Origin of the sequence: Pantoea dispersa, from assembly GCF_035783935.1 — a bacterium.
Classification (GTDB): Bacteria; Pseudomonadota; Gammaproteobacteria; order Enterobacterales; family Enterobacteriaceae; genus Pantoea; species Pantoea dispersa_C.
This window is the reverse complement of the sequence record NZ_JALKOV010000009.1, coordinates 18,725-44,366: the sequence shown is the minus strand read 5'-3', so window position 1 is coordinate 44,366 and position 25,642 is coordinate 18,725. Positions and strand designations below refer to the sequence as shown.

The 25,642-nt window shown below is 59.4% G+C and carries 23 protein-coding genes; 16 read left to right on the top strand and 7 right to left on the bottom strand.

Translation table 11 applies throughout. The features are described 5' to 3' along the window. The first annotated feature begins 29 nt into the window (after positions 1-29). From dapF to MXF20_RS17075, 7 genes are all read left to right on the top strand, one after another. Positions 30-854: a diaminopimelate epimerase gene (dapF, locus tag MXF20_RS17105; RefSeq protein ID WP_325970432.1), complete on the top strand. Its 825-nt coding sequence runs from the start codon at positions 30-32 to the stop codon at positions 852-854. Continuing rightward, the gene (locus tag MXF20_RS17100; protein WP_325970431.1) at positions 851-1,555 is read left to right on the top strand and encodes a DUF484 domain-containing protein; all 705 of its coding nucleotides are present in this window, start codon (positions 851-853) and stop codon (positions 1,553-1,555) included. The genes dapF and MXF20_RS17100 overlap by 4 nt, the downstream gene beginning before the upstream one ends. Next, a complete protein-coding gene (xerC, locus tag MXF20_RS17095; RefSeq protein WP_325970430.1) occupies positions 1,552-2,463 on the top strand; it encodes a tyrosine recombinase XerC in 912 nt (303 codons plus the stop codon). Before MXF20_RS17100 ends, xerC begins: the two co-directional genes overlap by 4 nt. Further along, positions 2,460-3,176, top strand: a complete 717-nt coding sequence (gene yigB, locus MXF20_RS17090) for a 5-amino-6-(5-phospho-D-ribitylamino)uracil phosphatase YigB (RefSeq protein WP_325970429.1) — start codon at positions 2,460-2,462, stop codon at positions 3,174-3,176. Before xerC ends, yigB begins: the two co-directional genes overlap by 4 nt. 173 nt (positions 3,177-3,349) lie before the next feature. Next, positions 3,350-5,512, top strand: a complete 2,163-nt coding sequence (uvrD, locus tag MXF20_RS17085) for a DNA helicase II (RefSeq protein ID WP_325970428.1) — start codon at positions 3,350-3,352, stop codon at positions 5,510-5,512. Positions 5,513-5,833: 321 nt separating this feature from the next. Next, complete coding sequence (gene corA / locus MXF20_RS17080) at positions 5,834-6,787, top strand: magnesium/cobalt transporter CorA (RefSeq protein WP_010617090.1); 954 nt, start codon at positions 5,834-5,836, stop codon at positions 6,785-6,787. A 231-nt stretch (positions 6,788-7,018) separates the two neighbouring features. Then, entirely contained in the window at positions 7,019-8,071 is a 1,053-nt protein-coding gene (locus MXF20_RS17075) for an AbrB family transcriptional regulator (RefSeq protein WP_325970427.1), read from the top strand. On the opposite strand, the gene rarD is transcribed toward MXF20_RS17075, so the two are convergent. Further along, positions 8,042-8,941 (bottom strand): EamA family transporter RarD, encoded by a 900-nt coding sequence (gene rarD / locus MXF20_RS17070; RefSeq protein ID WP_325970616.1) that lies wholly within the window; start codon positions 8,939-8,941, stop codon positions 8,042-8,044. The two genes, MXF20_RS17075 and rarD, sit on opposite strands and share 30 nt — an antisense overlap. 43 nt (positions 8,942-8,984) lie before the next feature. Further along, the gene (locus MXF20_RS17065) at positions 8,985-9,455 is read right to left on the bottom strand and encodes a thioesterase family protein (protein ID WP_031279610.1); all 471 of its coding nucleotides are present in this window, start codon (positions 9,453-9,455) and stop codon (positions 8,985-8,987) included. Between the two features lie 164 nt (positions 9,456-9,619). Between MXF20_RS17065 and pldA the strand changes: the two genes are divergently transcribed. Genes pldA through rhtC form a run of 3 tightly spaced genes read left to right on the top strand, consistent with a single transcriptional unit; the run spans position 9,620 to position 12,978 of the window. Beyond that, positions 9,620-10,498 carry a phospholipase A gene (gene pldA, locus MXF20_RS17060; protein ID WP_325970426.1) on the top strand — a complete coding sequence of 293 codons (879 nt, stop codon included), beginning with the start codon at positions 9,620-9,622 and terminating at the stop codon, positions 10,496-10,498. A gap of 20 nt (positions 10,499-10,518) precedes the next feature. After that, entirely contained in the window at positions 10,519-12,342 is a 1,824-nt protein-coding gene (recQ, locus tag MXF20_RS17055; protein ID WP_325970425.1) for an ATP-dependent DNA helicase RecQ, read from the top strand. Between the two features lie 12 nt (positions 12,343-12,354). Further along, positions 12,355-12,978 (top strand): threonine export protein RhtC, encoded by a 624-nt coding sequence (rhtC, locus tag MXF20_RS17050; protein WP_021506963.1) that lies wholly within the window; start codon positions 12,355-12,357, stop codon positions 12,976-12,978. 83 nt (positions 12,979-13,061) lie between these two features. Here rhtC and rhtB read toward each other — a convergent pair whose 3' ends face one another. Beyond that, positions 13,062-13,685, bottom strand: coding sequence for a homoserine/homoserine lactone efflux protein (gene rhtB / locus MXF20_RS17045; RefSeq protein WP_021506962.1), 624 nt, complete (start codon positions 13,683-13,685; stop codon positions 13,062-13,064). A gap of 103 nt (positions 13,686-13,788) precedes the next feature. On the opposite strand from rhtB, the gene pldB reads away from it, so the two are divergent. Both pldB and yigL read left to right on the top strand, forming a co-directional pair. Continuing rightward, positions 13,789-14,784 (top strand): lysophospholipase L2, encoded by a 996-nt coding sequence (gene pldB, locus MXF20_RS17040; RefSeq protein WP_325970424.1) that lies wholly within the window; start codon positions 13,789-13,791, stop codon positions 14,782-14,784. 32 nt (positions 14,785-14,816) lie between these two features. After that, on the top strand, positions 14,817-15,617 hold the full coding sequence (yigL, locus tag MXF20_RS17035; RefSeq protein WP_325970423.1) for a sugar/pyridoxal phosphate phosphatase YigL: 801 nt from the start codon (positions 14,817-14,819) through the stop codon (positions 15,615-15,617). A 34-nt stretch (positions 15,618-15,651) separates the two neighbouring features. Here yigL and glpT read toward each other — a convergent pair whose 3' ends face one another. Continuing rightward, positions 15,652-16,992, bottom strand: coding sequence for a glycerol-3-phosphate transporter (gene glpT, locus MXF20_RS17030; protein ID WP_325970422.1), 1,341 nt, complete (start codon positions 16,990-16,992; stop codon positions 15,652-15,654). 404 nt (positions 16,993-17,396) lie between these two features. Here glpT and MXF20_RS17025 point away from each other — a divergent pair, with 404 nt between their 5' ends. After that, complete coding sequence (locus tag MXF20_RS17025; RefSeq protein WP_325970421.1) at positions 17,397-18,275, top strand: carboxylate/amino acid/amine transporter; 879 nt, start codon at positions 17,397-17,399, stop codon at positions 18,273-18,275. On the opposite strand, the gene MXF20_RS17020 is transcribed toward MXF20_RS17025, so the two are convergent. Then, positions 18,272-18,754 carry a DUF1456 family protein gene (locus MXF20_RS17020; RefSeq protein ID WP_325970420.1) on the bottom strand — a complete coding sequence of 161 codons (483 nt, stop codon included), beginning with the start codon at positions 18,752-18,754 and terminating at the stop codon, positions 18,272-18,274. The two genes, MXF20_RS17025 and MXF20_RS17020, sit on opposite strands and share 4 nt — an antisense overlap. Before the next feature lie 90 nt (positions 18,755-18,844). Further along, positions 18,845-19,777 carry an HTH-type transcriptional regulator MetR gene (gene metR / locus MXF20_RS17015; RefSeq protein ID WP_325970419.1) on the bottom strand — a complete coding sequence of 311 codons (933 nt, stop codon included), beginning with the start codon at positions 19,775-19,777 and terminating at the stop codon, positions 18,845-18,847. Between the two features lie 226 nt (positions 19,778-20,003). On the opposite strand from metR, the gene metE reads away from it, so the two are divergent. Then, positions 20,004-22,274 carry a 5-methyltetrahydropteroyltriglutamate--homocysteine S-methyltransferase gene (gene metE / locus MXF20_RS17010; protein WP_325970418.1) on the top strand — a complete coding sequence of 757 codons (2,271 nt, stop codon included), beginning with the start codon at positions 20,004-20,006 and terminating at the stop codon, positions 22,272-22,274. Between the two features lie 54 nt (positions 22,275-22,328). On the opposite strand, the gene MXF20_RS17005 is transcribed toward metE, so the two are convergent. Beyond that, on the bottom strand, positions 22,329-23,168 hold the full coding sequence (locus tag MXF20_RS17005; protein ID WP_325970417.1) for a dienelactone hydrolase family protein: 840 nt from the start codon (positions 23,166-23,168) through the stop codon (positions 22,329-22,331). A 288-nt stretch (positions 23,169-23,456) separates the two neighbouring features. On the opposite strand from MXF20_RS17005, the gene udp reads away from it, so the two are divergent. Together udp and MXF20_RS16995 are read left to right on the top strand one after the other, a co-directional pair. After that, positions 23,457-24,218, top strand: coding sequence for a uridine phosphorylase (gene udp, locus MXF20_RS17000; RefSeq protein WP_325970416.1), 762 nt, complete (start codon positions 23,457-23,459; stop codon positions 24,216-24,218). 100 nt (positions 24,219-24,318) lie between these two features. Next, the gene (locus MXF20_RS16995) at positions 24,319-25,590 is read left to right on the top strand and encodes a tetratricopeptide repeat protein (protein WP_325970415.1); all 1,272 of its coding nucleotides are present in this window, start codon (positions 24,319-24,321) and stop codon (positions 25,588-25,590) included. Positions 25,591-25,642 lie beyond the last annotated feature (52 nt).

Here is a 25,642-nt window from a genome sequence, read left to right as displayed (position 1 = left end):
ACCCGATGAGTCATCCGGCGGAGCAGAAAATGCAGTTCTCGAAAATGCACGGTCTCGGTAACGACTTTATGGTCGTCGATGCCGTGACGCAAAACGTCTTTTTTTCGCCGGAACTGATTCGCCGCCTGGCGGATCGGCACCTGGGGATCGGCTTCGATCAACTGCTGATCGTCGAGCCACCTTACGATCCGGATCTCGATTTTCACTACCGCATCTTCAATGCTGACGGCAGCGAAGTGGCGCAGTGCGGCAACGGCGCGCGCTGCTTTGCCCGCTTTGTCCGCCTCAAAGGCCTGACCAATAAAAGCGACATTCGCGTCAGCACCCAGACCGGTCGCATGGTACTGAGCGTCACCAGTGATGAGCTGGTGCGCGTTAATATGGGCGAACCCAATTTTGACCCGCAGCAGGTTCCGCTGCGCGCCAATAAGGCCGAAAACCTCTATCTGCAGCGCGTGGCCGAGCAGACGGTGATGTTCGGCGCGGTGTCGATGGGCAATCCACACTGCGTGATTCAGGTCGAAAGCGTGAAAACCGCCGCGGTGGAAACGCTCGGCCCGGCGCTGGAGAGCCATGAACGCTTTCCTGAGCGCGTTAACGTCGGCTTTATGGAAGTGGTCAATCCGGAACACATTCGTCTGCGCGTGTATGAACGCGGCGCGGGCGAAACCCGGGCGTGCGGCAGCGGTGCCTGCGCGGCAGTGGCCTGCGGCATCCAGCAGGGCATTCTTGCAGAAAAAGTGCGCGTCGATCTGCCCGGCGGCACGCTGCATATCGCCTGGAAAGGGGCCGGTCAGCCGCTGTTTATGACCGGACCAGCCACACACGTCTACGATGGGTTTATTCATCTATGAAAAATATCGACGAGCAGGCCGACAGCGCGGTTTTGCTGGACGATCAGGCGGTGAGCGCCTTTCTGCGTCACAACCCCGATTTCTTTATTCGCAACGCGCGCCAGGTCGAGCAGATGATGGTGCCGCATCCGGTACGCGGTAGCGTATCGCTGGTGGAGTGGCATATGGCGCGTCAGCGCAACCACATCCAGCAGTTAGAGGAGGAGATCACGCTGCTGATGGAGCAGGCCACCGCCAACCATCAGCTGTTCGATCGCCTGCTGGCGCTGCAGAGCCACCTCGCGGCCGCCGATAGCCTGCAGGAGATGCTGACGCGCCTGCACCGCTGGGCCCGTGAGCTTGGCCTCGCGGGCGCCTACGTGCGGCTGTTCAGCGATCGCTGGCGCATCGGCGCTCCTTCTGACTTCACCCAGCTTGGTCTGTCACGTCAGGCGTTTGAGCCGCTGCGCATTCAGCGCTTCGGTCAGCAGCATCACTATCTCGGCAGCCTGAACGGGCCGGAGCTGCTGTTGCTGTTGCCGCAGGCGAAAGCCGTGGGATCGGTGGCGATGTCGCTGATGGGCGAGCAGGGCGATCTCGGCGTGCTGATCTTCAGCAGCCGCGACAACCAGCACTATCAGGCGGGCATGGGCACGCTGCTGCTGCAGCACCTGGCACAAATGCTGCCCGACCTGCTGTCTCGCTGGGTTGAGCGCGCATGAGCAGCGCCAGCCCGCTGCTGCCGGCCGTTGAGGGCTTTCTGCGCTATCTGAAAGTCGAACGCCAGCTCAGTCCGCTGACGCAAAAAAATTACCAGCGCCAGCTGCAGGCGCTGGTCGCCATGGCCGATGACATGCACATTACCGCGTGGCCGCAGCTTGAACCGGCACAGGTGCGCAGTCTGGCGGCGCGCAGCCGGCGCGGCGGCCTCGGGGCCAGCAGCCTGGCGCTGCGCATGTCGGCGCTGCGCAGTTTTCTCGACTGGCAGGTCAGTCAGGGCATGCTGACGGCCAATCCGGCCAAAGGCATCGCCACGCCGCGCAACGCCCGGCATCTGCCGAAAAATATGGATGTCGACGAAGTCAGCCAGCTGCTGGAGATCGACCTCGACGATCCGCTGGCGGTGCGCGACCGCGCCATGCTGGAAACCATGTACGGCGGCGGTTTACGTCTCGCTGAACTGGTGGGCATCGACTGCCGTCATCTCGATCTGGAGAGCGGTGAAGTCTGGGTGCGCGGTAAAGGCAGCAAAGAGCGCCGCGTGCCGATTGGCGGCACGGCCGTCACCTGGCTGCAGCACTGGCTGCCGCTTCGCAACAGCTTCGCGCCGCAGGATGATGCGGTTTTCGTGTCGACGCGCGGCAGCCGTATTTCGGCGCGTAACGTACAAAAGCGCTTCGCCGAATGGGGCATTAAGCAGGGCGTTGCCAGCCATATCCATCCGCATAAGCTGCGCCACTCTTTTGCCACCCATCTGCTGGAATCGAGCGGCGACCTGCGCGCGGTGCAGGAGCTGCTGGGCCACGCCAATCTCTCGACTACGCAAATCTATACCCATCTGGATTTCCAGCATCTGGCGTCGGTGTACGATGCGGCTCACCCGCGAGCCAAACGAGGAAAGTCTGAATGAAGTTTTATCGTCCGCTGGGCCCGATCAAAGCCATCACCTTCGATCTCGACGATACGCTGTATGACAACTATCCGGTGATCCGCAAAACCACGGCAGAATCCCACGCTGCGCTGCAGGCCTATCATCCGGCACTGCGCGAGTTTACGCCGGAAGATTATCAGGCGCTGCGCGATGAACTGCTGCTGCGCGAACCGGAGATCTATCACGACGTCTCTGAGTGGCGTCGCCGCTCGGTAGAGCTGGCGCTGATCAATGCCGGGCTGCCGGCCGCGCAAGCCAGCGCAGGTGCCAGCGACGTGATGCGCGTGTTTCATCAGTGGCGCAGCGCGGTGGAAATGCCGGAGGAGACGCATCAGACGCTGGCCTGGCTCGGCGAGCGCGTGCCGCTGGTGGCGATCACCAACGGCAACGCCGACCCGCAAAAGCTCGGCATCGATCACTACTTCCGGTTCGCACTGCGCGCCGGTCCGCACGGCCGCGCCAAGCCGTGGCAGGATATGTACCACCTGGCCGCCGAACGGTTAGGCATTGCGCCGCAGCATATTCTGCACGTCGGCGATGATCTCACCACCGACGTCGCCGGTGCGCTGCGCGCCGGGCTGCAGGCCTGCTGGATCAACCTGCGGGACGGCAATCTGATGAAGATCGGCGACGCGCGCCTGCTGCCCCACGTGGAAATTCATCAGTTGGCATCGCTGACCTCGCTGCTATAATGGCTGTAAATTTATCCAGTCGTATTCTGTATTCTGCAACGCGCGGCCACGCTGGCTGTGTGCTGTCATCCCGCTGACTTAGCCAGTTACGCCAGCGGGAACTGACGCGGTTGCCGCCCGGCGGTAACGCGAACGAGGCAGGATACGCATCCTACTTGCTTAAAACGGTGCTTATGGACGTTTCCGATCTGCTTAACGGCTTGAATGACAAACAGCGCGAAGCGGTCGCCGCGCCGCGCAGCAATCTGCTGGTGCTGGCCGGAGCGGGCAGCGGTAAAACCCGCGTGCTGGTGCACCGCATCGCCTGGCTGCTGTCGGTGGAGAACTGCTCGCCGTACTCGATTATGGCGGTGACCTTCACCAACAAGGCGGCGGCAGAGATGCGCCACCGTATCGACCAGCTGATTGGCACCAGCCAGGGCGGCATGTGGATCGGCACCTTCCACGGCCTGGCGCACCGTTTGCTGCGCGCACATCATCTGGATGCCGGGCTGCCGCAGGATTTCCAGATTCTCGACAGCGAAGATCAGCTGCGCCTGCTGAAACGCCTGATCAAAGCCATGAACCTCGACGAGAAACAGTGGCCGGCGCGTCAAGGCATGTGGTACATCAACGGCAAAAAGGATGAAGGGCTGCGGCCGAAGCACATCGAAAGCTACGGCAATCCGGTGGAGCAGACGTGGCTGCGTATCTATCAGGCGTATCAGGAAGCCTGCGATCGCGCCGGGCTGGTGGACTTCGCTGAGCTGCTGCTGCGTGCGCACGAGCTGTGGCTCAACAAACCGCAGATTCTCAATCACTACCGTGAGCGCTTCAACAACATTCTGGTGGACGAATTCCAGGACACCAACAACATTCAGTACGCGTGGATTCGCATGCTGGCTGGCGACAGCGGCCGGGTCATCATCGTTGGCGATGACGATCAGTCGATTTACGGCTGGCGCGGCGCGCAGGTAGAGAACATTCAGCGTTTCCTGCAGGATTTCCCCGGTGCGGAGACCATCCGTCTTGAGCAGAACTACCGCTCAACCAATAACATTCTGAAAGCAGCTAACGCCCTGATTGCCAACAACAATGGCCGTCTGGGTAAAGAGCTGTGGACCGACGGCAGCGACGGTGAAAAGATTTCGCTGTATTGCGCCTTCAACGAGCTGGATGAAGCGCGCTTTGTCGTCAACCGCATCAAAACCTGGCACGAAAACGGCAACGCGCTGCAGGATTGCGCCATTCTCTATCGCAGCAACGCCCAGTCGCGCGTGCTGGAAGAGGCGCTGCTGCAGGGCAGCATGCCGTACCGTATTTACGGCGGTATGCGCTTCTTCGAGCGTCAGGAGATCAAAGACGCACTGGCCTATCTGCGGCTGCTGGCCAACCGCAATGACGATGCGGCATTCGAGCGCGTGGTCAACACGCCGGTGCGCGGCGTCGGCGATCGCACGCTTGATGTGGTGCGCCAGACCGCGCGTGAGCAGCAGCTGACGCTATGGCAGGCCACGCGCGAACTGCTGCAATCCAAAGCGCTGGCTGGCCGCGCTGCCTCGGCGCTGCAGCGCTTCTGTGAGCTGGTAGATTCACTGGCGACGGAAACCGCTGAAATGCCGCTGCACGTGCAGACCGATCGGGTGATCAAAGATTCCGGTTTGTGGCTGATGTACGAGCAGGAGAAGGGTGAAAAAGGCCAGGCGCGTATCGAAAACTTAGAAGAACTGGTCACCGCCACGCGTCAGTTCAGCTATCAGGATGAAGACGAAGATTTGATGCCGCTGCAGGCGTTTCTGTCGCATGCGGCGCTGGAAGCCGGTGAAGGCCAGGCGGACAAATGGCAGGATGCGGTGCAGCTGATGACGCTACATTCGGCGAAAGGGCTGGAGTTCAGTCAGGTGTTTGTGGTCGGCATGGAAGAAGGCATGTTCCCGAGCCAGATGTCGCTGGACGAAGGTGGCCGTCTCGAGGAGGAGCGTCGCCTGGCCTATGTTGGCGTGACGCGTGCGATGGAAAAGCTGACGCTGACCTACGCCGAAACCCGCCGGCTTTATGGTAAGGAAGTGTATCACCGGCCGTCGCGTTTCATTGGTGAATTGCCGGAAGAGTGCGTGGAAGAAGTGCGGCTGCGCGCCAGCGTGAGCCGGCCGGTGAGCCATCAGCGCATGGGCACGCCGGTGGCGAAGAGCGACAGCGGCTTCGCGCTCGGCCAGCGCGTGCGCCATGCCAAATTCGGCGAAGGCACCATCATCAATCTGGAAGGCAGCGGCGAGCACAGCCGTCTGCAGGTGGCCTTCCAGGGCCAGGGCATCAAGTGGCTGGTGGCGGCTTACGCCCGGCTGGAAACCGTGTAGCGCGGTTTCGCTACCTTGACGACTTTTTCGTCTCAGCGTAACATGCGCGCACTATTATCATGAGAGGACAATGCCTTGGACGCGCCCAGTCGATGCTGGCTCTATACCCTGGTTAACAGGGACAATTTCTAAGGCTACCTCTTTAACGCGGGTAGCCTTAGCGGTTATCAGCGACCTCCCTTTTTGATCCCGTCGCACGAGTCAGCACTGATTTACCCTTGAAGCGAAAGTTTCCGCGTTCAGGCTTTGCCGTGCCCGTGGTGCCAGCAGCACTGCGGTTCACCGCCTTGTCCCATGTCGTCTGCAATGGGGAGTATTGCTATGCTGAGCGCATTTAAACTGGAGCGCGATCGCCTGACGCGCATCGAGCTGGAAGACAACAACGACAAACTCAACACCTCGGTGTGGGTCGATCTGATCGAACCGGACGACAGCGAGCGTGAGCGCGTGCAGTCGGAGTTGGGGCAGAGCCTGGCAACGCGCCCCGAGCTGGAGGACATTGAGGCCTCGGCGCGTTTCTTCGAGGACGAAGACGGCCTGCACATCCACTCCTTCTTCTTTTTTGAAGATGCCGAAGATCACGCCGGTAACTCCACCGTGGCGTTTACTATCCGCGAAGATCGTCTGTACACGCTGCGCGAGCGCGAACTGCCGGCGTTCCGCCTGTACCGTATGCGCGCGCGCAATCAGCAGCTGACCGACGGCAACGCCTACGAGCTGCTGCTTGACCTGTTCGAAACCAAAATCGAGCAGCTGGCGGATGAGATCGAGAACATCTACAGCGCGCTGGAAAAACTCAGCCGCGTGATCATGGAAGGGCAGCAGGGCGAAGAGTACGACGACGCGCTGTCGCGCCTGGCGGAGCTGGAAGATATCGGCTGGAAGGTGCGGTTGTGTCTGATGGATACCCAGCGCGCCCTGAACTTCCTGGTGCGTAAAGCGCGGCTGCCGGGCAATCAGCTGGAGCAGGCGCGTGAGATCCTGCGCGATATCGAATCGCTGCTGCCACACAACGAATCGCTGTTCCAGAAGGTTAACTTCCTGATGCAGGCAGCGATGGGCTTTATCAACATCGAGCAGAACCGCATTATCAAAATCTTCTCGGTGGTGTCAGTGGTGTTCCTGCCGCCGACGCTGGTGGCCTCCAGCTACGGTATGAACTTTGAGTTTATGCCAGAGCTGAAGTGGAGCTTTGGTTATCCTGGTGCGATTGGTCTGATGATCCTCGCCGGGCTGGCGCCGTATCTCTATTTCAAACGGAAGAACTGGCTGTAATCGCACAGTATTGCATCATCGCACAGAACCGTAGCGGCGCGATTCATCGCGCTTTGTCTAACGGATGCTCAGCATATTGCGCCGTGGCATTCGCGTCATTAATACGCAATCCTGAGCGCAATAAATTGCGCCGCTACAACAGCGTGCGGTCCTTTGCTGGCGCCTTACCCCTGACGCGCCAGCGCTAATCTGCTAACCTGTTGCCTCAATTCACTTTCTGATTTCCACCCTATGGCGCGTTTCTCTTTGCGGCAGCAGTGGGCGCTGCTGCTGACGGCTTCGCTGGTGCTGGGCTGCCTGCTGCAGCTATTGCACCTGCCGGCTGCACTGTTACTCGGTCCGATGATTGTCGGTACCATTATGGGTCTGAGCGGCGCAACCGTGCGCATCGACAAACGGCTGTTCGTGCTGGCGCAGGCGGTGCTGGGCTGCATGATTGGCCAGAGCCTGTCACCGGCGATCCTCGCGCCGTTACTCAATGACTGGCCGGTGGTGCTGGCGGTACTGCTGCTGACGTTGGCGGCTAGCGGACTGTCTGGTTTTCTGCTGGTGCGCTTTAGCTCACTGCCGGGACCCACCGGCGCGTGGGGTTCGTCGCCGGGTGGCGCGTCCGCAATGGTGGCGATGGCGGGCGATTTTGGCGCCGACGTGCGGCTGGTGGCGTTCATGCAATATCTGCGCGTACTGTTTGTTGCCACCGCTGCGGCCGTGGTAGCCCGTATCGGCCTCGGCAGCAGCGGGGCGGCGGCCCACATCGTCTGGCTGCCGCCGCTGCACAGTGGCTTCGCGCTGACACTGCTGGTGATGGTGGCGGGCGCGTGGCTGGGACAGAAACTGCGTATCCCGTCCGGCGCGCTGCTGCTGCCGGCGCTGATGGGGGCCACGCTGCACGGCACTGAGGTTGCGACGCTGCAGGTGCCGGAGTGGCTGCTGGCGCTGGCCTATGGGCTGATCGGCTGGAGCGTTGGCCTGCGCTTTACCCGGCCGATCTTTTTGCTGGCGCTGCGCACGCTACCACAAATGATCGCCTCGATTATCGGGCTGATGCTGCTGTGCGGCGGGCTGGCATGGATGCTGACGCGCGTGCTGCACGTCGATCTGATGACCGCTTATCTGGCAACCAGCCCAGGCGGGCTGGATACGGTGGCGATTATTGCTGCTGGCAGCCGGGTCGATATTGCGTTTGTCATGGCGCTGCAGACGCTGCGTCTGTTTACCATTCTGCTCACTGGCCCGGCAATGGCGCGTTTTATCTCACGCTACGCGCACGCGCGTGCGGGCTGAAAACAGCAGCGCGTCCAGAATGAAGATCGCCAGCGCCAGCCAGATGAAGCCGAAGGTCACCAGTTTATCCGGCGTCAGGCTCTCACCGTAAAACAGCACTGCCAGCAGGAACATCAGCGTCGGCCCGAGATACTGAAAGAATCCGACCGTCGACAGGCGCAGGCGCGCGCAGGCGGCGGCGAACAGCATCAGCGGAATGGTGGTAATGATGCCGGCGGCGATCAGCTTGAGGTTCAGGCTTAGCGGATTGGCGCTGAGGTGGCTGGTGGCGCTGTCAGCAAAGCCAAACAGATAGATAGCCGCCAGCGGGAACAGCCACGCGGTTTCAATCAGCATACCGCTCTGTGCATCAACCTGAATCTTCTTGCGCACCAGTCCGTACAGCGCGAAGCTCAGCGCCAGGCCGAGGCCGATGATCGGCAGCGAACCGAATTGCCACAGCTGCACCAGCACGCCGGTGGCCGCCAGCAGCACCGCCAGCCACTGCAGACGGCGGAAGCGCTCACGCAGAAACAGCATGCCAAACACCACGTTAATCAGCGGGTTGATGAAGTAGCCGAGGCTGGCTTCCAGCATATGCTGATTATTCACCGCCCAGATAAACAGCAGCCAGTTGCCGCCGATGGTCAGTGCGGTCAGCGCCAGCAGCAGCACTTTTTTCGGCTGGGCCAGCACGCTGCGCACCTGGCGCCAGCTGCGGCTCAGGGTAATCAGCCCCAGCATAAACAGGGCCGACCAAATTACGCGGTGGGTCATAATTTCTGTGGGTGGCACCTCTTTGACCAGCTTGAAGTAGGCCGGCGCGATGCCCCAGATAAAGTAAGCGCCCAGCGCATAAAAAATGCCCTGACGCGTTTGTTGCGTATCCATCATCTATTCCAGAAAAGCGGCGAGTGTGGCAGGCCGCGTGAAATTAACCAATAAGATAGGTCGCAGTCGCGGTGGCGATGTAATCGCCCTGCTGATTGTGCAATTCGACGCGCGCCACCGCGACTTTATTCCCGGCGCGCAGCAGACTGCTGGTGGCGACAAAGCGCTCGCCACGGCCCGGACGCAGGTAGTCAACGCGCATGTCGATGGTGCCCATGCGCGACAGGCGCTGACGCAGCTCCTCTTCGCTGATGCTCTGCTGGCGCGACAGCGCATGGCTGACGCACACCAGCCCGGCGGCAACATCCAGCACTGAGGCGATGACGCCACCGTGCAGAATCTGCTGCGCCGCGTTACCCACCAGCATGGTTTTATTGGCAAAGCCGAGTTCGGCGTAATCGGCTTCGAGGCGATCCAGCTCAAGGCCTAGCGCCTGATTAAACGGCATGTGATAGACAAAGATTTCGCCAATCAGCCGGCGCGCTTCCTGCTGTGTCAGCATCGGGGATGACATTTTTCCTGCCTTAAGATGTTAAAGAATTGTGTATATTATGCCGCGTTCGCGCCGCTTTCCAGTTTCAGAAATCCGCACTGATCAACCACCGGGTTTGCGTGTAGAATGGCGTGCTTTTTGAACCGTCGCCCGACGATAACTTTTGCAGCGCTCTGGAGAATTCTATGCGTAAGCAGTACGCCTTGCTGGCCGCGGCATTTATGGTTCCTGCGCTGGCGCAGGCCGATGAAGCCACCGTGAAAGAGGTTCATGACGCACCGGCGGTGAAGGGCAGTATTATCGCTAACCTGCTGGAAAAACACGATAACCCATTCGTGCTTTATCCCTATGAAAATAACTATCTGCTTTACACCTACACCAGCGACATCAATAAAGAAGCGATTTCGTCTTACAACTGGGCAGACAAAGCGAAAAAGGATGAAGTAAAATTCCAGCTCAGCCTGGCGTTTCCGCTGTGGCGCGGCATTTTGGGTGACAACTCGGTGCTGGCCGCGTCGTATACTCAGCGCTCCTGGTGGCAGCTGTCGAACCGGGGAGCTTCATCACCGTTTCGTGAAACCAACTATGAGCCGCAGATTTTTCTCGGCTGGGCCACCGACTATTCGCTGGGCGGCTGGACATTACGCGACGTCGAGCTGGGGCTGAATCACCAGTCAAACGGCCGCAGCGAACCGACTTCACGCAGCTGGAACCGCGTTTACGCCCGTCTGATGGCGGAAAACGGTAACTTCCTGGCGGAAATCAAACCCTGGTATCGTCTGCCGGAAAGCGCCAGCAACGACGATAACCCGGACATCACCAAATACATGGGCTACTACCGCGCGAAGCTGGGCTATATGCTCGGTGACAGCATTTTCAGCGTGGAAGGCAACTACAACTGGAATAGCGGCTACGGCGGTGCAACCTTCGCGTGGAGCTATCCGATTACTGAACACGTGCGCTTTTACACGCAGCTGTTCAGCGGTTATGGTGAATCCCTTATTGACTATAACCATCGCCAGACGCGTCTTGGCGTCGGCGTAACGCTTAACGATCTGTTCTAACCAGTCAAAACAGGATTACCGTGGCAACATCGGCAGTGCTTAATCAGGAAATGCTGGCGCAGCAGGTATTACAGGATACCTTCGGCTATCAGCAGTTCCGTCCGGGTCAGCAAACCATCATTGAAACCGCGCTGTCAGGGCGCGACTGCCTGGTGGTGATGCCGACCGGCGGCGGCAAATCGCTGTGCTATCAAATCCCGGCGCTGGTGCGCGAAGGGCTGACGCTGGTGGTTTCGCCGCTGATTTCACTGATGAAAGATCAGGTCGATCAGCTGCTGGCGAACGGCGTGGCGGCGGCGTGCCTCAACTCGACGCAGACGCGTGAGCAGCAGCAGCAGGTGTTTGCGGACTGCCGCAGCGGCAAACTGCGGCTGCTATACATCGCGCCGGAACGTCTGATGATGGATAACTTCCTCGACACCCTGCAGCACTGGAATCCGGTGATGCTGGCCGTCGATGAAGCGCACTGTATTTCGCAGTGGGGCCACGATTTCCGTCCGGAATATGGCGCGCTCGGGCAGCTGCGCCAGCGCATTCCGCAGCTGCCGGTGATGGCGCTGACCGCCACCGCCGATGAAGCCACGCGTAACGACATCGTGCATCTGCTGCAGATGCACGATCCGCTGATTCAGATCAGCAGTTTTGACCGTCCCAACATTCGCTACACGCTGGTGGAGAAGTTCAAGCCCACCGAGCAGCTGCTGCGCTACGTGCAGGATCAGCGCGGCAAAAGCGGTATCATCTACTGTAACAGCCGCGCCAAAGTGGAAGACACCGCCGCACGTCTGCAGAGCCGCGGCATCAGCGTCGGCGCTTATCATGCCGGCATCGACAGCGAGCAGCGCGCACGCGTGCAGGAAGCGTTTCAGCGTGACGATTTGCAAATCGTGGTCGCGACCGTGGCGTTCGGCATGGGCATTAACAAGCCCAACGTGCGTTTTGTGGTGCACTTCGACATTCCGCGCAATATCGAATCCTACTATCAGGAGACCGGCCGCGCCGGGCGTGATGGCCTGCCGGCAGAAGCGATGATGCTGTACGACCCGGCTGACATGGCGTGGCTGCGTAAGTGTCTGGAAGAGAAAGCGCCGGGGCCGCTGCAGGATATTGAGCGTCATAAGCTTAACGCCATGGGCGCGTTTGCTGAGGCGCAGACCTGCCGTCGTCTGGTGCTGCTGAACTACTTTGGTGAAGGTCGCCAGCAGCCGTGCGGTAACTGCGATATCTGTCTCGATCCGCCGCGGCGCTATGACGGCCTGGTTGAAGCGCAGAAAGCGCTGTCGGGCATTTATCGTACCGGGCAGCGCTTTGGGATGAGCTATATTGTTGAAGTTTTGCGCGGTTCAACCAACCAGCGTATCCGCGATAACGGCCACGACAAACTGCCGGTGTACGGCCTGGGACGCGAACAGACTCAGGAGCACTGGGTCAGCGTGCTGCGCCAGCTGATCCATCTGGGCATGGTGACGCAAAACATCGCCATGCACTCGGCGCTGCAGCTCACCGAGGCCGCGCGCCCGGTGCTGCGCGCTGAAGTGCCGCTGATGCTGGCGGTACCGCGTACCGTGACGGTGAAAAGCCGCAGCAGCGCGCCAAAAGTCTACGGCGGCAATTACGATCGCAAGCTGTTCGCCAAGCTGCGTAAGCTGCGTAAAGCCATCGCCGACGAAGAGAATATTCCGCCCTACGTGGTGTTTAACGACGCCACGCTGATTGAAATGGCAGAGCAAATGCCGGTCAGCGCTTCAGAAATGCTGAGCGTGAACGGGGTCGGTCATCGCAAACTGGAGCGCTTCGGTAAGCCATTCCTGCTGATGATCAAAGAACATCTTGATGAAGAATAAGGGAAATAAACCATGCTGATGTTATTCGCCACCGTGGCGCTGGTGCATCTGGTTGCGCTGATGAGTCCGGGACCGGACTTCTTTTTTGTCTCACAGACCGCTGCCAGCCGCTCGCGCAAAGAGGCGATGATGGGCGTGCTCGGCATCACGCTGGGAATTGTGATCTGGGCGGGCGTTGCGCTGATGGGCCTGCATCTGATTCTGGAGAAAATGGCGTGGCTGCATGAAATCATCATGGTCGGCGGCGGGCTGTATCTGCTGTGGATGGGCTGGCAGCTGCTGCGCTCGGCGCGTCAGCGTCACAAGCAGCCGCACACGGAAGCGCCGGTGGTGGAGCTGCCAAAGCGTGGCATGAGCTTCCTCAAAGGGTTTCTCACCAACCTGTCTAACCCGAAAGCCATCATCTACTTCGGCAGTGTGTTTTCGCTGTTTGTCGGCAACGATGTAGGCGCGATTGAGCGCTGGGGGCTGTTCCTGCTGATCGTCGGTGAAACCTTCGCCTGGTTCACCCTGGTGGCGGCGATTTTTGCCCTGCCGTGGATGCGCGATAAGTATCAGCGGATGGCGAAGTGGGTGGACGGTATGGCGGGCGTGCTGTTTGCCGGGTTCGGTATTCACCTCATCATCTCCCGATAAGATCCCGAACCGTAGCGGCGCAACTTATTGCGCGTTTTTCAACGGTGCGCGATAAAGCGCGCCGCTACGATAGGTGCAAATCCTTACGCCATTTTACGTGCGCTGGCCAGCAGTGCGCCGACCGCCATAAACAAGCCACCAAATACCCGGTTCAGCAGCTTCATCTGCTTCGGTCCTTTAATCCAGCCAGCAATGCGCGTCGCCAGCGTGGCGTAGCCAATCATCACAATGATATCGACCACGATGGTGGTCACGCCGAGCACCAGATACTGCATCAGCTGCGGCTGGTGCGGCACGATAAACTGCGGAAACAGCGCGGCGAGAAACACAATGCTCTTCGGATTGGTGAGATTCACCAGCAGCGCGCGCTGAAACAGACGACGACGCGGCATCGCTTTGGCTACCGCATTGAGATCGATGCCACCCGCTGAGCGCCACTGCTGAATGCCAAGCCACACCAGATAGGCCGCGCCCGCCCATTTCAGCACCTCAAACGCCAGCACCGACTGCGAAAACAGCGCGCCCAGACCGGCGCCCACCAGCACGATATGCACCGCGAGACCGAGCTGTAATCCGGTAATTGAGGCTGCCGCACCGCGATAGCCGTGGCTGATGCCGGTACTCATGGTGTTAATCGCGCCGGAGCCGGGCGAGAGGCTGAGGATGGTCGTGGTTAACAGGTAGGTTAACCACCATTCAATGGTCATGGGTGACATTCCCTGAAGAGAGTGAAGTGTGACACAATACGCCAGAAAATCGCGCTGCGCTATTAAGTGCAGAGCCGCGTTTGACGTTTTTTCAGGGGGACGGATGCAGCAGCATAAACAGAGTTGGCTCGGACGTGAGCACGCTTTTTCGGCCTTTGCGACCGGTCCGCTGCTCGACTTCTGGCGTCAGCGTGAAGAGTGTGAATTCAGCGGCGTGGGCAATCTGACCATTCGCTATGTGCGCTTCACTTCACCGCACCACCGCCGTGTCATCCTGATTGTGCCCGGACGCATCGAAAGCTACATCAAATATCCCGAGCTGGCCTATGACCTGTTCCACTGCGGCTACGATGTGGTGATTATCGACCATCGCGGCCAGGGGCGTTCAGACCGGCTGCTGGCCGATTCGCACCGCGGTCATGTGGTGGAGTTCAGCGATTATGTCGACGATCTGGAAACGCTGTATCTGAAAGAGATCGTCAGCCATCACTATCAGCAGCGCTACGTGCTGGCGCACTCGATGGGCGGCGCAATTGTGGCGCTGTTTCTGGCGCGTCAGCCGCAGGCCTTTCACGCGGCGGTGTTTTGTGCGCCGATGTTTGGTATCGTGCTGCCGCTGCCGCCGTTTCTGGCGCACCGCATTCTCGACTGGGCGGAAAAGCTGCCCGCGCTGCGCGACGGCTACGCGCTGGGCACCGGACGCTGGCGCGCCAGCCCGTTTGGCATTAACCGGTTAACACACAGTCGTGAACGTTATCGCCGTAATCTGCGCTTTTACGCTGACGATCCGGCGATTCGCGTCGGCGGCCCCACTTATCACTGGGTGCGGGAAGGGATTCAGGCCGGACGCCATATCCTCAGCCAGGTGGCGCAGATGACCACACCGATTCTGCTGCTGCAGGCCAGTGAAGACGACGTGGTGGATAACCGTGCGCAGGACCTGTTCTGTGAGGCCATGGCGGCAGCAGGACACGCGGTGGAAGGCACCACGCCTTACATCATTCAGGGCGCGCGTCATGAGATCCTGTTTGAAACAGACGCTATGCGCGCCGAAGCGCTCAATGCGGTGGTCGATTTTTATCAGCGCCACCGTGACTAACTTATTTTCAGACATCAATACCAGAGGCTTACATGTACCACATCGTTGCATCCGACCTGGATGGCACGCTGCTTTCTCCGCAACATCGTCTGACGCCGTTCGCCCGCACCACGCTGCAGGAACTGGTGGTGCGCGATGTGCATTTTATCTTTGCCACCGGACGCCACTACATCGACGTCGGTCAGATGCGCGATAAGCTCGGCATTCCGGCGTATATGATCACCTCAAACGGCGCGCGCGTACACAACGCCGACGGCGAGCTGGTGTTCAGCCACAATCTGGACAGCGATATCGCCAGCGAACTGTATGGCCTGAAATATCACGATGAGAAAATCCTGACGCACGTTTACCGCGACGATGAGTGGCATATCAGCCGCCATAATCCGCAGGAAGCGGAGTTTTTCCAGGAGTCGGTGTTTACCTATCAGGTGTATCAGCCGGGCATGCTGGCGACCGACGGCATCAGCAAAGTGTTCTTCACCTGCGACGATCCGGAGCATCTGGTTCCGCTGGAACAGGCGATTGAAGCGCGCTGGGGCGATCGGGTTAACGTCAGCTTCTCGCTGCCCACCTGTCTGGAAGTGATGGCCGGTGGCGTTTCGAAAGGGCACGCGCTGGAAGCGGTGGCAAAACAGCTCGGCTATTCGCTGAAAGAGTGCATCGCGTTTGGCGACGGCATGAACGATGTCGAGATGCTGAGTATGGCGGGCAAAGGCTGCATTATGCACAACGCCCATCAGCGGCTGAAAGATACGCTGCCAACGCTGGAAGTGATTGGCAGCAACGCCGATGACGCGGTGCCGCAGACGCTGCGTAAGTTGTTTCTGGCCTGAATAAAACGGGCCGCGATTAAGCGGCCCGCTCTGATTACGCCTGCTGCTGCTTGTGGCGATGCTCACTGACCATGGTCAGCAGCAGTAACACCACCGCCAGCACCGATCCGACAATCATCACTAAGAAACCGCCGTCCCAGCCGAAGAAATCCACGGTGTAACCGACAATCGCACTGGCTGCTACCGATCCGCCCAGATAGCCGAACAGACCGGTAAAGCCTGCCGCAGTGCCGGCCGCTTTTTTCGGTGCCAGCTCCAGCGCGTGCAGACCAATCAGCATCACCGGACCGTAAATCAGGAAGCCAATCACAATCATGCAGAGCATATCCACGCCCGGATTGCCCGGCGGGTTGAGCCAGTACACGATGGTGGCGATGGTCACCAGCGTCATGAAGAAGACGCCGGTGGCACCGCGATTGCCGCGGAATACCTTGTCCGACATCCAGCCGCACAGCAGCGTGCCCGGAATCCCGGCGTACTCGTAGAGGAAATAGGCCCACGAGGATTTATCCAGCGTGAAGTGCTTCACCTCTTTCAGATAGGTCGGTGACCAGTCGAGGATGCCGTAGCGCAGCAGATAAACGAACACGTTGGCCAGCGCGATGTACCACAGCAGCTTATTGGGCAGCACGTACTGCATGAAAATCTGCTTCGCCGTCAGCTCCTGTTCGTGGTTTTCGCTGTAATCTGGCGGATAGTCATTCTTCCACGCCTCAATCGGCGGCAGCCCGCATGACTGCGGCGTATCGCGCATCAGCGCAAAGGCGATGATCGCCACAATAATGGCACCAAACGCCGGCATATAGAGCGCGGCTTTCCAGTCGTTAAACCACGCCATGCCGAGCAGGAACAGCAGTGGCGGAATGCCGCCACCCACGTTGTGCGCGCAGTTCCATACCGACACAATGCCGCCGCGTTCTTTCTGCGACCACCAGTGCACCATGGTGCGTCCGCACGGCGGCCAGCCCATGCCCTGGAACCAGCCACACAGAAACAGCAGCACGAACATCACCATGATGCTCGAGGTTGCCCACGGCACGAAGCCCATCACCAGCATCACGGCGGCGGCGAGAATCAGACCCGCAGGCAAAAACACCCGTGGGTTGGAGCGATCCGAGACCGATCCCATAATGAATTTGGAAAAACCGTAGGCGATGGAGATGCCGGAGAGGGCAAAACCGAGATCGCCGCGTGAGAAACCCTGTTCGACCAGATAAGGCATCGCCAGCGCAAAGTTTTTGCGCACCAGGTAATAGGCGGCGTAGCCAAAGAAAATGCCGAAGAAGATCTGCCAGCGCAGACGACGATAGAGCGGATCGACGCGATCGTCCGCCACCTGGGGCTGGTGTGGTGCAGGTTTAAAAATACTCAACATCAGAATGGCCCTCCGGGGCGCAATATAGTTATGAATTCCCAGCAGGTTGGGGCAAATGCAAAGTACGACAGCGAACAGAAAGCAACCTTTCCATTTCGCGCACAGAATAGTGATGGTTACGCGCAGTTACTGTGACGCGTGACACATATGTTACAGTTTTATGACAATAAAGAGCGATAAAAACCAGGAAATGTTGTATTTCGCGCATTTGTGCCAGCGAAAACGGCGCGCTGCATCATAAAAATCGCTGAGCTCAGTAAATCCGCCAGCCGGCTGCTGGCTTGCTGGCCGGGCAGAGAAGATGCGATCGTGTTTAATTCCACCACATGTCAACCAGATTGTCCGGTCAGCCGGCGTAAGTTTGTTTACACTAGCGCCAGGGTTGATTTTTAGGATGCATAACCGTGCTGTTGCTGATCGTTACCACCATTCTGTGGGCATTTTCTTTTAGTTTAATTGGCGAGTATCTGGCGGGGCAGGTGGATACCTGGTTCTCGGTGCTGATGCGTTTAGGGCTGGCCGCGCTGGTGTTCCTGCCGTTCCTGCGCTGGCGCGGTTATCGCGCTTCAACGTTACTGCTGTACATGCTGGTGGGCATGCTGCAGCTGGGCATCATGTATTTGCTCAGCTTTGAGGCTTATCTCTATCTCAGCGTGCCGGAATTCCTGCTGTTTACGGTGATGACGCCGCTGTATGTCACGCTGATTTATGACCTGCTCAGCAAGCGCCCGCTGCGCATTGGCTATGCCTTCAGCGCGCTGCTGGCGGTGCTCGGCGCGGCCATTATCCGCTACGACAAAGTCAGCGATGATTTCTGGTTCGGGCTACTGCTGGTGCAGGCGGCAAACATCTGTTTTGCCATCGGCATGGTGGGTTATAAGCGGCTGCAGGAGGTGCGGCCGATGCCGCAGCACACCGCGTTCTCGTGGTTCTATCTTGGCGCAGTGCTGATCGCGGTGATCGCCTGGTGCATCTGGGGCAATCCGCACAAGCTGCCGACCACCTCGCTGCAGTGGGGCGTGCTGCTGTGGCTGGGCGTGGCCGCGTCCGGGCTGGGGTACTTTATGTGGAACTACGGCGCCACCCAGGTCGATGCCGGAACGCTGGGCATTATGAACAACATGCACGTGCCGGCAGGGTTACTGGTGAATCTGGCAATCTGGCAGGAGAAGCCGCACTGGCCGAGCTTTATCGCCGGGGCGCTGGTGATTTTTGCCTCTCTGTACGTGCACAAACGCTGGGTACTGGGACACACAGCCAAAAGCGGCGGTTCAGGCGCTTAGCTTTTTTTCGCGGGTGTCGATGGCCGCTGAATCAGCGTTAAGCCTTTCAGGAAGTTACGCAGAATCTGGTCACCGCATTCGCGATAATTTTTATGGTCGGGATTACGGAAAATCGCGCCGATCTCGGCCTGTGACACCTTGAAGTTGGCCTTCAGCAGGATATCCGGGATATCGGTGGTTTTTAGCGCGAAGGCGATGCGTAACTTCTTGAGAAAAATATTGTTGTTCATGCGGCGCTCAATCGACGGTGCCGGCGCATCTTCACTTTTGCCGCGACGATAGAAAATCAGGCCGTTGAGGAAATAGCCCATCAGCACATCCGGCAATTTACGAAACGCGGCGTCATCCTCTTTCTTCAGCCACGCCTGCACATCTTCAGGCGGTACTTCACTGCCCGCCAGCGCAAAAATCTCCACCACTTTGCTGTCGCTCAAGTCCAGCATATAGCGCACGCTGCGCAGCACATCGTTATTGGTCATGGTGAAACTCTCCGGTAGCGGTTAAGGCGGCGCATTATAGAGCAGGCAGGGCGGGGATAACAGCACGGGCGACATTGGCCGCCCGCCGCATCAGGACGAGACCGGCTGCAGTGAACTGGGGCGCGAGGCATCGCGCACGTAAGGCAGGTGCTCGCAGGCGTGCTGACGGGCAAAGCGCACAAAGGCTTCCAGCACCGGCTGACGCTGCTCGCCGTCGCGCATCGCCGCGTATAAACGGCTCCACAACCCGTCACCCAGCGTGCGCGTCACCACCAGACCCTGATGCTCAAAGCTCTCCACCACCCAATGCGGCAGCGCGGCAATGCCCATGCCGGCCGACACCATCTGGATCAGCAGCAGCGTATTATCCACGCTCTTCAGCGCCGGGCTGACGCCGGCTGGCTGTAAGAAGTTACGCCACACGTCCAGCCGCTGACGCTGTACCGGATAGATCATCAGCACCTCATCGGCCAACTCTTCCGGCGTGATGTGGGCCAGCTGCGCCAGACGGTGATCCGGCGCCAGCACCAGCCGCACCTCAAAATCAAACATCGGCGCATAGAACAAACCGCTGCGCGGCAGAATATCGGACGTCAGCACCACGTCCAGTTCACCCTGCTGCAGCGCCGGCTGCGGATCAAAGGTCACGCCGGATTTGAAGTCCATCACCACCTGCGGCCAGCTCTGACGGAAATTGTTCAGGGCCGGCGTCAGCCACTGGATGCAGCTGTGGCATTCGATAGCGATGCGCAACGTGGTCTGATGCGGCTCATGACAGGCCTGCAGCGCCTGCTGGATCTGCGGCAGAATCTGCTCCGCCAGCTGCAACAGAATCTCTCCCTGCGGCGTAAAACGGAGCGGCTGGCTCTTACGCACGAACAGCCGGAAGCCCAGCCGCTGTTCCAGGTCGCTGAACTGGTGAGACAACGCCGATTGCGTCTGATGAAGCTGGGCGGCGGCGGCAGCCAGCGAGCCGGTGTGCCGTAACGCCTGCAGCGTCCGCAGGTGTTTGAGTTCGATCATGAGAGTCCTTCACATCGAGATTGAACAAATTGCGCTTGAGACACATACAGTACCCGCAGATTATAGCGGTGTAAACATCTGGACGGCTAAACATCTCAGTCAGACGCGACGGCCACTTTACCTTTGTCCAGCTAACACGCTCAGCGCACGGCAGGATTGCCCGCTGGATGAACGTAAATCGGTTGCTGCGACTGTCGCACAGCGAACAACTTCTGGAGAATCTCACATGACCATTCTGAACCATACTCTCGGTTTCCCTCGCGTTGGACTGCGCCGCGAACTGAAAAAAGCGCAGGAAAGCTACTGGGCCGGGAACAGCTCACAGGATGAACTGCTGGCGGTGGGGCGTGAACTGCGCGCCCGTCACTGGCAACAGCAGAAAGACGCTGGTGTCGATCTGCTGCCGGTCGGTGATTTTGCCTGGTACGATCACGTGCTGACCACCAGCCTGCTGCTGGGTAATGTGCCGGCACGGCATCAGAATAAAGACGGTTCGATCGACCTCGACACGCTGTTCCGCATCGGCCGCGGTCGGGCACCCAGCGGCGAGCCTGCCGCGGCGGCGGAGATGACCAAATGGTTTAACACCAACTATCACTACATCGTGCCGGAATTTACTCAGGGTCAGCAGTTCCGTCTCAGCTGGACGCAACTGCTGGACGAGGTCGATGAGGCGCTGGCGCTCGGCCACGCCATCAAACCGGTGCTGCTGGGGCCGGTGACCTATTTGTGGCTGGGTAAGGTGAAAGGTGACGCGTTCGACCGCCTGTCGCTGCTGCAGGCCATTCTGCCGGTTTACCGTCAGGTGCTGGCAGAACTGCATCAGCGCGGCATCGAATGGGTACAGATCGATGAGCCGGCGCTGGCGCTGGAACTGCCGCAGGCGTGGCGCGAGGCGTTTAAACCGGCGTACGACGCGCTGCAGGGCGAAGTGAAACTGCTGCTTACCACCTACTTTGACAGCATCGGTCAGAATCTGGATGTGATCAACACGCTGCCGGTGCAGGGACTGCACGTGGACCTGGTGCACGGCAAAGACGACCTCCAGCAGCTCAACCAGCAGATCCCGGCGGACTGGCTGCTGTCGCTGGGGGTGATCAATGGCCGTAACGTCTGGCGTGCCGATCTCACCGACTGGTTTGAGCGCCTGCAGCCGCTGATCGGCCAGCGTCAGCAGCTGTGGATTGGATCTTCCTGCTCACTGCTGCACAGCCCCATTGACCTGAGCGTGGAAACCCGCCTCGACGATGAGGTAAAGAGCTGGTTCGCCTTTGCGTTACAGAAGTGTGCCGAACTGGCGCTGCTGAGCAAGGCGCTGAACCAGCACGATACCGCATCGCTGCACGCCTGGAGCGCGCCGATTCGCGCCCGGGCAAGCTCAGCTCGTGTGCACAACGCCGCCGTGGCGCAGCGTCTGGCACAAATTCAGGCCAGAGACACCGAGCGTAACAGCAGCTACACCGTGCGGGCTCAGGCGCAGCGTCAGCGCTTTGACCTGCCGGCGTGGCCAACCACCACCATCGGTTCCTTCCCGCAGACCACCGAAATTCGCGGCCTGCGTCTCGACTTCAAAAAAGGCAACATTGACGGCGGCCATTACCGCACCGGTATCGCGGAACACATCCGGCAGGCGATCGCGGAACAGGAGCGTCTGGGGCTTGATGTGCTGGTGCACGGCGAAGCCGAGCGTAACGACATGGTGGAGTACTTCGGCGAAAACCTCGACGGCTTTGTCTTCACGCAGAACGGCTGGGTACAGAGCTACGGTTCGCGCTGTGTTAAGCCGCCAGTCATCATCGGTGACGTCAGCCGCCCGCAGCCGATCACCGTCGAGTGGGCAAAGTATGCGCAATCGCTGACCGATAAACCGGTGAAGGGCATGCTGACCGGGCCGGTCACCATTCTGTGCTGGTCGTTCCCGCGGGAAGACGTGACGCGCGAAACCATCGCGAAGCAGATTGCGCTGGCGCTGCGCGACGAAGTGCAGGACCTTGAGCAAGCCGGTATTGGCATCATCCAGATCGACGAACCGGCGCTGCGTGAAGGGTTGCCGCTGCATCAGTCTGACTGGGCAGCCTACCTGCGCTGGGCAGTGGACGCCTTCCGCCTCAACGCCGCGGTGGCGCAGGACGACACGCAGATTCACACCCACATGTGTTACTGCGAATTTAACGACATCATGGATTCGATTGCTGCGCTGGATGCCGACGTCATCACTATCGAAACCTCACGTTCAGACATGGATCTGCTGGATGCGTTTAAAGCGTTTGAGTATCCGAACGAAATCGGCCCGGGCGTATATGACATTCACTCGCCAAACGTACCGAGCGTGGAATGGATGGAAGAACTGCTGCGCAAAGCGGCGCAGAGTATTCCGCAGCAGCGCCTGTGGGTGAACCCGGATTGCGGTCTGAAAACGCGTGGCTGGAGCGAAACGCGTCAGGCGCTGGCCAACATGGTGAAAGCGGCGCAGAAGCTGCGCACCGAAGCGGTTTGATGACAGAATAATACGTTGTGTTGTTGGGTTGGGGCGCGCTGGCGCCCCCTTTTTTTATTCTGCGTTTGGCGCGACACCATACTGCTTAAACCACGCCAGCATGCGCTGCCAGCCATCCTGCGCGGATTCGGCGTGATAGCTGGGACGGTAGTCGGCGTTAAAGGCGTGGCCGGCTTCCGGATACACCACAATCTCCGCTTTGGCGTTGGCTGCGTGCAGCGCCTGGCGCATTTTATCCACGCTCTCCAGCGGAATGCTTTCATCCTGACCGCCATACAGGCCCAGCACCGGCGCGTTCAAATCCACCGCGATATCAATCGGGTGTTTTTGCTGTTTCAGCGTCTTTTCGCCCTCCAGGCGACCGTACCAGGCGGCGGCGGCGCGCACCTGCGGATTATGGGCGGCAAATAGCCAGCTGATGCGACCGCCCCAGCAGAAACCGGTGACCGCCAGACGACGGATATCGCCGCCGTGGCGCGCCGCCCAGTTGGCCACGTGGTCGAGGTCCGACAGCACCTGCGAATCCGGCACTTTACTCACCAGCTCTTTGAACAGGGTCGGAATGTCGTGGTAATCGTTGGGATCGCCTTCGCGGAAGTAGAGTTCCGGCGCCACGGCGAGATAACCTTCCAGCGCCAGACGGCGGCACAGATCGCGGATGTGCTCGTGCACGCCGAAAATTTCCTGCACCACCAGCACGACCGGCAGCGTACCGCTAAACTGTTGCGGACGAGCGTAGTAAGCTGGCAGGTTCTCACCCTGGCTTGGCACGGACGTTTCGCCGGCGTGGATGGTGTCGCTGGCGGTCATAATCGTACTGGCTGCGGTAGGCTGCACCGCCGGCGCGAAGCCGTCGGTGGCGGATTTTTGTGCCATAGTGTCTTCGGTTTTCATGGTTCTCTCCGTGCTAGCAAGTGCGCAATCACGTAACTATAGCCTGGCCTTACAGCAAGGCTGACGTAGGGTATAACCTGATCTGCTTCTCTATTAACACTGCCTTCTACTGTTACACAGCACCGCTTGTAGCAATTCAGCGCAGCAGACGGCTAATATGTGATTAGAGTCACACAATATTTTTAGTTCAATGTAACTTTCATTATTGATAGTGAATTCAGTCACATATTTATCCGGGCCGCTGACGTAAAGTGGCGCGCTTATCCCCTTATCTTCCAGGAGTCTGTTATGGCCCAGTCTGACGTTTTCCACCTTGGCATCACCAAAGCCGACCTGAAAGGAGCCACGCTGGCGATTGTTCCTGGCGATCCGGAGCGCGTGAAGAAAATCGCGGCGCTGATGGAGAATCCGCAACACCTCGCGTCGCACCGCGAGTTCACCACCTGGCTGGCGGAAATCGACGGCAAACCGGTGGTCGTCTGTTCCACCGGTATCGGCGGTCCATCCACCTCCATCGCCGTTGAAGAGCTGGCACAGCTGGGCGTGCGCACCTTCCTGCGCGTCGGCACCACTGGGGCGATACAGCCACACATCAACGTGGGTGATGTGCTGGTCACTACCGCATCAGTCCGTCTGGACGGTGCCAGCCTGCACTTTGCGCCGATGGAATTCCCGGCGGTGGCTGATTTCGCCTGCACCACCGCGCTGGCGGCGGCGGCGGAAGCCTGCGGTGCGACCACGCACATCGGCGTCACCGCCTCGTCAGACACCTTCTATCCTGGCCAGGAGCGCTACGACACCTTCTCCGGACGCGTGGTGAGCCGCTTCCAGGGCTCGATGAAAGAGTGGCAGCAAATGGGCGTGCTTAACTATGAGATGGAATCCGCTACACTGTTAACCATGTGCGCCAGTCAGGGACTGCGTGCCGGCATGGTGGCTGGCGTCATCGTGAATCGCACGCAAAAAGAGATCCCGGATGCGGCCACCATGAAGCAGACTGAAAGCGATGCGGTGAAGATTGTGGTGGATGCCGCGCGTCGCTTACTTTAGCGCGTCAGTCAGGGAGTGATTTCGAGACCAGGCTTATAGGGCGCTCAGCAATTGCCTGATTAGAATGCGCGCAATTTCAGCCGATTCTGAGAAATTTCCTATGCGCAAAACGATCTCTGTCCCACGTCCAGGTTTTGGCCACTCTCCTGCGGCAATGCAGGCCCGCGTTGAGAGTGCCGCCGCGCGGTTTCGTCAGGCAATGGCCGCGTCAGATTATCCTCTGGCGCGCCAGTGCTGCGAAGAAGTACTGCGCGTGATGCCCAATCAGATGCAGGTGCTGAGCGACTACGCACTGACGCTGATGCGCGTCGGCGAATATAAAAAATCCTACAAGGTTTATCAGAAAATCTATCAGGCACCGGCGGCGCAGCGCGCGCAGGCGTCAGAAACCTGGCTGGATGGCTTAACCGAAGTGTGTGGCTGGCTGGATAAACCAGACGAAGTGGCGCGCTACGGTCTGGAATCGCTTACCCAATCCGACGTGCGTTTCAGTCAGGGCGCGAAGGCGACGTTTCCTGCCCCCGCGCCTGCACCGATTAACCGCAGCAATCCGGCGGAAAACATCATCTCCTTCAGTCTATACGGCGGCCAGCCGCGTTACTGTGAAACCCTGATTAAAAATGTTGAGGTGGCGCGCGAGCTCTATCCGGACTGGATGTGCCGCATCTATCTTGACGATAGCGTGCCGCAGCACGTGTGGCAGCGCCTGACCCAGCCAAACACCCAACTGGTGGACATGTCGCAGGAGAAAACCATTTTCCCTACGCTGTGGCGTTTTCTGGTGATGGACGATGCCAGCGTAAAACGCTACATCGTGCGGGATGCCGACTCGCTGCTGTCAGAGCGCGAAGTGGCGGCCGTCGACGCCTGGCTGGCTTCACCGTTCTGGTTTCATCATATGCGCGATTACTACTCGCACACTGAGCTGTTGCTGGCCGGGATGTGGGGCGGCTGTCACGGCGTGTTTCACAACGTGGAGCAGCAGATGCGCGACTTTATCGCGCAGTATGACGGCAGCGAGCGCTTTACCGACCAGTACTTCCTCAAAGTGGCGCTGTGGCCGACGGTGCGCGACAGTATCCTCAATCACGACGATATCTTTCACTTCCACCACGCGCAGCCGTGGCCGGCGCATGCGCCGATTCGCTGGCAGACCGACAGCTTCCACGTCGGCAGCAACGCCGGTTTCGCCAGCATGGCCGGCAAAGTGGCTAATGCGGAAAATGGCCAGCAGCAGGTGGAGCTGACTTACGGCGGCAACAGCTGGTGCTATCCGGCGAAGGTGAAAAGCGCCACCGAATGGGTGCTGCCGATGCCGTTTTTCCTGATCGACGCCTGGAAAGCCGGCGACCTGACCGTACGCGCCCTGTAGTTGCCCGGACGGTGCCCCTCGCGCCCGCGATAAAATCCGCGGGTTGCCATGA